This is a genomic window from Methanobrevibacter sp. (assembly GCF_045541095.1).
In the GTDB taxonomy this organism is placed as follows: Archaea; Methanobacteriota; Methanobacteria; order Methanobacteriales; family Methanobacteriaceae; genus Methanocatella.
The window spans coordinates 1-7,596 of record NZ_JAZQIJ010000222.1; the positions used below are offsets into that span (position 1 = coordinate 1).

Sequence of the window (7,596 nt, forward strand, 5' to 3'; positions counted from 1 at the left end):
GATTAACTTTGTCATTTATTAGTTTAGATTTCATTGGTATTTAAAGTTCTTCAGAGAGCATTTGATAAGTAATTTTTTGTGCAATTCATCCATGACCTAAGAGGTCATTGTATTCTTGCAATATTTTTGATAAAAAAATAGATGATGGTATTTAATTCATGCGAATTTTACCATCAAGTCAAATAATTCTTTTGCTTTGTCGGTTGAATCCTGTTCGGTAATGTTTTCCGGAATTTCATATACAAATGTAGGAATTCCTCCTTGTGCTATAGGTTTTGATACCAAAACAGCGGAAGTGGATTTGTACTCTTCATTTCCGGTTACAGGATAGTAGTTGAAATCACTTTCATTGCTGATTTTTTGAGCTATTTCAACTGAAGCGTTATCCATCTCAGGAGTGGCAAGGTAAAATCCTTCACCGTATGTAGGAATGTGTGAATGTGCGATAATTACACAATCGGCATCGGATTTTATAACGTCAGGATTTACATAATCATGAATAAGACTTTCTCCGTGAGCTCTACCTTCTTCATAGTCCTGAGGATTTTTAGTCACGTTTGTCTGATAATGGATAATTTTAACGTCACTGTGGTCTTTGACATACTCTTTTGCCGCTTTGATTTCAGGATCTATTGACAAAGGTTCTCTAGGGTGGATTCCGGTAAGAAGTGCAATTGTCTTGTTTGCATTCGCATCCCCATAGATGAATTTCTCAACGGTTCCGTTTGTAGTGTTTCCAAGAACATTGCCACTGGTTCCGGTAGTCTTCTGGTTTCCCATAAAAATCAGTCCGCCAAGAATCAGCAATAGAACTACAATTAAGATTATTTTTGTTTTTCTTTCCAAGGTTTCACCTAATCAATATTATTATAAATTGTACATATAATAATTTTTGGTGAAAAGTTAACATTTTTCAGATGATGTTTTCCCTTGACTGGGTGTTCAGTGTATTGTAATAGTATCCTTTTTGGGCGAGAAGCTCTTCATGTGAACCCATCTCGATTATTTCACCGTTTTCGATTACAATAATCTTATCTGCATTTTTGATTGTGGACAGTCTGTGTGCTATGATAAAGCTGGTTTTTTCTTCCATAAGCTTGTCCATGGCTTTTTGTATCATCTTTTCGGTTCTTGTATCCACACTTGATGTTGCTTCATCCAAAATCAGGACTTCCTTTTTGGAAAGTATTGTTCTGGCTATTGTCAAAAGCTGCTTCTGGCCGTGGGAGATGTTGTCTGTATCCTCATTGAGGACGGTGTCGTATCCATCAGAGAGCTGCTTTATGAAATTGTCGGTGTAGGCCTGTTTTGATGCTTCAATCACATCACTGTCACTTGCCTCAAGATTTCCGTATCTGATGTTGTTTGTGATGGTGTCTGAAAAGAGCCATGAGTCCTGAAGCACCATTCCGATGAGTGACCTGAGGGAATGCTTGTCATATTCTGTGATGTTTACACCGTCAATTTTTATCTCTCCTGAGTTGAGGTCATAAAATCTCATGAGCAGCTTGACGATTGTTGTCTTTCCGGCACCTGTTTCACCGACGATTGCAATCTTTTGACCCTTTTTGACGTCAAATGAGAGATTTTTGATAATGTTTTCATTTGGAGTGTAACCGAAGCTCACGTTTTCAAATGTGATGCCTTCCCTGATTTCTTTAATCTGTCTGTCGGATGGGTTTTCCTCATCATCAATCTCTAAAAATTCAAATATCCTCTCAGTTGCGGCCATTGCGGTTTGGATAAGGTGCATCACCCTTGTAATCTGCTGGATAGGTCTTGTAAAGTTTTGTACGTATTGGAAAAATGCCAGTATGTCCCCAACTGTAATTGCCCTTTGAAGAACAAATACTGCTCCTAGAACCGCTATTACAACATATGCAAAATTGGATATGAAATTCATTAGCGGGCCGTTGAGGCTTGAGAAGAACTGTGATTTCCATTCCTGGTCAAACCACATGTCATTGTCCTGATTGAATTTCTCGATGGATTCCTCCTCCTGGTTGAATGCACGGATGATGTCGTGGCCGGTAAATGTCTCTTCAATCTGGCCGTTCAAGGACCCTTTAAAGACAAGCTGTTTTAAAAAATAGCTTTGTGAGTGTTTTGTAATGAATCTGATGACCAGAAACGCAATAGGTATCAGTATGATTGTTGCTAGTGTCATCCAGACATTTATGGTAAGCATCATGACAAACACTCCAAGAAGGGTTATTATTGCTGTCAGCATCTGAAGGAACGCCTGTGTAATTCCGTTTTGAAGTGAATCCACATCGTTTGTGATTCTGGAGAGGATATCTCCCCTCTTGTTTTCATCAACCTTGTCCATCGGCAGGTGTGTTATCTTTTCCATCAGCCTTTCCCGTAAGTCATAGCTTATTTTGGTTGAAATCTCAATAAGGAAATAGCTCTGCAGGTATGAGAACACGACACTGATAATGTATAGGATTACCACTATCGCCAGTGTTGTAAGAAGGCTTTCAAAATCTATTGTGCCTGTGTGATTCAGGATTCTCAATATTCCGTCATATATTATTGTTGTGGCCTGTCCGATAAGCAATGGGGCAATTATGCTGAATACCGTTGAGATTACAGCACAGATTACGGTTACTGCCAGTTTTATCTTGAAATCTCCCAGAAGGCTTAAAATGTTTTTTATTGCCTTTTTGTTGTCGACAGGTTTTTCAGGAGGCTTTCTCCTTAGTGGGCGGGGACTCATTTCATTGCCTCCATACTGTCAATCTGTGTTTTGGCAATGTCATGGTATATGTCGCAGCTGTCTAAAAGGGAGTTGTGACTTCCCCTGTCAACTATTTCGCCGTTGTCAATCACGAGTATCTCATCAGCGTCCATGATAGTTGAAATCCTCTGGGAAACGATTAAGATAGAGGAATCCTTCAGTCTTTTCAGATTTTCCTTTACTTTGCGCTCGGTGTTCATGTCAAGAGCTGAAAAACAGTCATCAAACAGATAAAAGTCATGTTCGCCGACGATGGCTCTTGCTATTGAAAGCCTTTGCTTTTGACCTCCGGAGAAGTTGGAACCTCCCTGTGTCACTTCCTCTTCCAGGTTTTCAACAAAATTTACCTGTGCCTTGTCAAGGGCGTTTCTTATCTCATCGTCTGTCGCATCGCTTTTTCCTATCTGTATATTGGAGCGGACGGTTCCCTGAAAGAGTATTGCCTTTTGAGGAGTGAATGAGATTCCATCCCTTAAAGTTTTAAGATTATAGTTTTTGATGTTGTTGTCGTTTATGAGTATTTCACCGGATGTCGGATCCTGCAGTCTGGGAATCAGGTTGAGGATTGTGGACTTTCCGCTGCCTGTTCCTCCGATTATTGCAGTTGTCTTTCCGGGCTTCAAACTAAAGCTGATGTCCTTTAAAGTTTCTTTCTCGCTTCCGGGATATTTGTAGGACACATTTCTGAATTCGATTGTAGGATTTCCTTCAATAGTAGTAAGCTCTCCGTCGGTTATTGTAAGCTCGGTATTCAAAACTTCGCTTACACGCCTTCCTGAAACCAGAATCCTTGGAAGCATTATCATGAATCCGCCGATCATCAGAAATGACCCTACAATCTGGGTTGAATACTGGATGAAAGCTATTATCTCTCCGGTAAGAAGGCCTCCGCTTAAAGCATCATATGCTCCGAAGTATAAAATAAGAACAACCATCAGGTTTAAAATCAGGGTCATCAGAGGAAGCATTACAAGCATGGTTCTGAATACGTAGATGTTCACGTCATAAAACTCCTTGTTGACCTTCTGGAATTTGGACTCTTCAAAGTCCTGCCTTACAAATGCCTTGATTACAGGAATTCCCATAAGGATTTCCCTTGAAGTTCTGTTTATCCTGTCGATGATTTCCTGTGTGATTTTAAAGTATGGAAGAACCTTTAAAATGACAATCACCAGAAGGATTATTACAGCAAAAAAGGTCACCAGAATAATCCATGAAAGGTCGGTTCCAAGTTCAAATGCCTTTATGATGCTTCCTACACCTATTATCGGAGCAAATAAAAGTGTTGTAAAAATCATTCCCAAAACGCTTTGAAGCTGGTTGATGTCGTTGGTTGACCGAGTAATTAGAGATGAGCGTGAAATCTTATTCAGTTCATGGTTTGAAAATTTCAAGACCTTTGAATAGACAATTTTTCTTAAGTCTTTCGCATATCCTGAGGAAACCCTGCTTGAAAAATAGGACACTCCAACGGTTGCAAAGGCGGAAATCGCAACCATCAAAATCATGACAGACCCTACATTGATTATGTAGTCAAAATCAGTGTTTTTGATTCCTATATCCACAATGTTTGCAGTGTATTGCGGCAAGGTCAAATCGCAATATGCCTGAACAAGCAAGAATAGGATAATGAATATTATTTGCGGAATCAGACTTTTTATTGGTTGGAGCAGTTTTTTCATATAATCCCTTAAAATTTAATATACTATTATTTCGACTTTATTTTATTTAAAATTTAAATCGATTTGTTTTTTTGATTAACTTCAGATGATGAAGTAAACTCTTTAAAAAAAGTGATGATGTATTTAAAAAATTAAATACATTCATTAGATTTCATTCTTTAAATTTTTTCAAAAAATCAGTTTGAAGAACGCTGTTTTCGCTTAATTCCTCTAATTTCAGGAACAGTTTCCAAGGCATTGACAAGGTCATGTAATCATTTGGAATGAAGTGCTTCATTTTGGCCCTTCCGGCAAAGTCAATCGGTCCCAAAACAGGTTTCGGGTTGTCGCTTTCGTTTTCTTTAAATACAAAGCATCCGATTGCCTGGCATGATGATGCCTGAGGGGTTAAAATATAATTGTCTTCAAGCCTGAATGAGGAATTTATCTGAATCATCGCTGTAAGCTCAATAGGATTGACTGTAAATATGACAGATTCAGGTATTTCTCCATCTTCAAGGTTTTCAATTCCTTTAAATATTACATACTGGCCTTCATCATAGACGGGTCTTGACTGTATACAGGCTTTTGCGGTTTCAAAATCAGCATATATTCTCTCGCCATGGCGGAACATTTCCTGAGTAGGCTTTGGCATGTGTGAGAGTCTTTGCTCATACATTTCTCTGTCCGGCGCTGAATCAACTCCCAATGAGAGAAATGATGCCTGAAAGTCAACTGCATCCTCATCGGGAAGTCCTGATCCCCATCCGAATCCTACTGATATTCCTCCGCAGCTGATGTGTTCACGTCCGAAAAAGGTGGTTTTTCTTTTGGCTATTGTCTGTGCAACGAAGCTCATCACACAACCTGCCCTTTCATTTTTAGGTCCTGTTGCATTTTCAGGTTTTTCATCACTTTTAAGCATTACTATTGGCGGAAATTTCATCTCAAGTTCTTTTGATATGTTGCTTTGCATATTAACTACCTCAATATAATTTTTATTCATCGCTATAAATATTGATTTTGAAAATATTCTCCAAGTTCTGAAATTTTATTATTTTGGTCTTTTTTTGCTTTCGAAATTGCGAACATTTGAACAATTTTTAAAATATAGTGTTGTGACATTGTCTATTTTTTACAAAATTTTTTATATCTGAAAATTATTAAAAATATTTCAAAAAACTGTAACATTTAAATACTACTTCAACTAATTAAGATTAGGAATTGTGAGAATTGATGAAGTGAATAATCTCTTTAAAATTCCTATAATCTAAATTGAGGTGATGATAATGCGCAAAATTACAATCGCAATATTAGCATTAATCCTCGTGGGAATGTTGATCCCAGCAGGATTTTCAGCAGACTCAAATGTTGTTATAACATATGGTGAGACAACCTATGGAAATTCAAACTACAAATCAATCGTTGATTCATTCTTCAGTTCACAAACTGGAATGGACATAAACAATGCAGGATCAAAAATAATTACTGCAGATCAAGTAAATCAGGTATCTGGTGGAATAACCGGAAAAACCTACAATTCAAATCAGATATTGTCTTCAGCACTTGTGGATTTAAATGACAATGACAATCTTCAGGTAAGCGTTGACAAATCAAAAATCACAACAATAACTGGAGACATGTACATTTCAGCCCTGAAATCAGCTGGAATAACTGCAGGTCACGTTTATGTAACAAGTCCTGTCAGTGCAACAGGGGAATCCGCACTTGCAGGAATAATGAACTCATATGAACAGGTAACTGATGTGAAAATACCTGACAGTGTAAAAAAGGCGGCAAACGATGAAATCTCCACTGAAGCGCAAATAGTTGACAACTCCGGTGTGGATGCGGACAAATTGTCAAATCTTGTCGACCAAGTCAAAGAGGAAGTTTCAAACAAAAACGTTACAGACCATAACACAATTGTAAACATAATTAACAATTACGTCCAGAACAACAACATCAACATAACCAATGTTGATATTGAAAACCTGGCCAATTCAATCGAACAGGTGCAAAACGTTCAGGGTGATGTAAACCACTACAAAACCCAAGTGGGTGACTTTCTAAACAACTCTACAAGCAGTGGTTTTTCAATTGACGGATTATTTGACTGGATTAAATCCTTTATAAATGGGATTTAATTCCTTTTTTTCCTTTTTTTTAAAAAAATAAGTAAGTGAAGTATTAAACTCCACTTGAAGTTACTATAGTTATATTTTCTGTGTATAATGGAGTATTATCTGTTGCTGAATCTACAACGGATATTTTGGCTTTTGCTGGCGGATTTTCTTTAAAGTAAAAACTTGAAAATTTATATGTGTTTCCACTATCAGGATGATTATCATTCCAGCCAATATTTGAATCTATGATTTTTCCTTCGCTATCGTAATAATCTATATTTACACATAAATAATCAAAATTGGTATCAACCCTAATGTCTCCGGTTATATATCCGGTATAATATCCGTAACCATCATCAGTAATATTTTGTGTGATATTACCTACAGCTATTGAATTTTCAGCATTTGCCTGATATAATGCGCCTCCAGCTATTAACATTACAAAAATTAATACAAATGTTAAAATTGGAATTGCCCATAATTTTTTATTATTGTTGTGCATACCTTTAAAGTATAATGTTAAAATAGCAGATATGATAAATATTATTGTTGAAATTTCACCGAAACGCCCTATAAACATAAAAACAAGAACTCCAGTGACGATTAATTCTGCTGCACCTATTAGTGGTTCGTTCATTTTTTCCATTAAAAATATTCCGATTAAACCTCCGACTATACCTATTGCCATTGCAGTCATGATATTGTTCCATCCCATTAACATGGGTGTTCCAAGACCTTCTCCAATTGATGCAATAATGGCAATTATTGCCAAAATTAATGGTAATTTGGTTAAAAATTCATTTTTGTTCTCAACGGGCATATTTTCTGTAGTTTTTTGAGGTATTGTATTTTGTTTGTCATCTATAGGGTTACTATCTAATTTAAATCCGCAAGAATCACAAAATTCCGCATCATCTTCAAGTTCAGCACCACATTTTCTACAATATTGGACCATATTTTCCCTCCATTTTGTTATATCATTGTTAGTATTAACATATTATTTTATTATTTTTATAGTATAAATTTATTATATATAATTGATTATTTTCATCAATGTAAAAATTCTATT

General features: G+C 36.7%; 6 protein-coding genes. 1 reads left to right on the plus strand and 5 read right to left on the minus strand.

Annotated elements, in window-relative coordinates; genetic code table 11:
• Positions 1-156 precede the first annotated feature (156 nt).
• The 4 genes from ACKI2P_RS09560 to ACKI2P_RS09575 form a co-directional block, all read right to left on the minus strand.
• Positions 157-846: a hypothetical protein gene (locus ACKI2P_RS09560; protein ID WP_407377193.1), complete on the minus strand. Its 690-nt coding sequence runs from the start codon at positions 844-846 to the stop codon at positions 157-159.
• 67 nt (positions 847-913) lie between these two features.
• Positions 914-2,719: an ABC transporter ATP-binding protein gene (locus ACKI2P_RS09565; RefSeq protein WP_407377194.1), complete on the minus strand. Its 1,806-nt coding sequence runs from the start codon at positions 2,717-2,719 to the stop codon at positions 914-916.
• Complete coding sequence (locus ACKI2P_RS09570) at positions 2,716-4,422, minus strand: ABC transporter ATP-binding protein (protein WP_407377195.1); 1,707 nt, start codon at positions 4,420-4,422, stop codon at positions 2,716-2,718. Before ACKI2P_RS09570 ends, ACKI2P_RS09565 begins: the two co-directional genes overlap by 4 nt.
• Positions 4,423-4,573: 151 nt before the next feature.
• Positions 4,574-5,377 carry a DUF169 domain-containing protein gene (locus ACKI2P_RS09575; RefSeq protein WP_407377196.1) on the minus strand — a complete coding sequence of 268 codons (804 nt, stop codon included), beginning with the start codon at positions 5,375-5,377 and terminating at the stop codon, positions 4,574-4,576.
• Between the two features lie 313 nt (positions 5,378-5,690).
• Here ACKI2P_RS09575 and ACKI2P_RS09580 point away from each other — a divergent pair, with 313 nt between their 5' ends.
• The gene (locus ACKI2P_RS09580; protein ID WP_407377197.1) at positions 5,691-6,548 is read left to right on the plus strand and encodes a DUF1002 domain-containing protein; all 858 of its coding nucleotides are present in this window, start codon (positions 5,691-5,693) and stop codon (positions 6,546-6,548) included.
• 43 nt (positions 6,549-6,591) lie between these two features.
• Here the strand turns inward: ACKI2P_RS09580 and ACKI2P_RS09585 are convergent, their stop codons facing one another.
• A complete protein-coding gene (locus ACKI2P_RS09585) occupies positions 6,592-7,482 on the minus strand; it encodes a zinc-ribbon domain-containing protein (RefSeq protein ID WP_407377198.1) in 891 nt (296 codons plus the stop codon).
• Positions 7,483-7,596: the final 114 nt, after the last annotated feature.

What these genes read in the sequence shown, in the direction of transcription:
- ACKI2P_RS09585 (WP_407377198.1), bottom strand. Translation starts at nt 7,482, where the DNA reads ATGGTCCAATATTGTAGAAAATGTGGTGCTGAACTTGAAGATGATGCG.
- ACKI2P_RS09565 (WP_407377194.1), bottom strand. Translation starts at nt 2,719, where the DNA reads ATGAGTCCCCGCCCACTAAGGAGAAAGCCTCCTGAAAAACCTGTCGAC.
- ACKI2P_RS09570 (WP_407377195.1), bottom strand. Translation starts at nt 4,422, where the DNA reads ATGAAAAAACTGCTCCAACCAATAAAAAGTCTGATTCCGCAAATAATA.
- ACKI2P_RS09580 (WP_407377197.1), top strand. Translation starts at nt 5,691, where the DNA reads ATGCGCAAAATTACAATCGCAATATTAGCATTAATCCTCGTGGGAATG.
- ACKI2P_RS09575 (WP_407377196.1), bottom strand. Translation starts at nt 5,377, where the DNA reads ATGCAAAGCAACATATCAAAAGAACTTGAGATGAAATTTCCGCCAATA.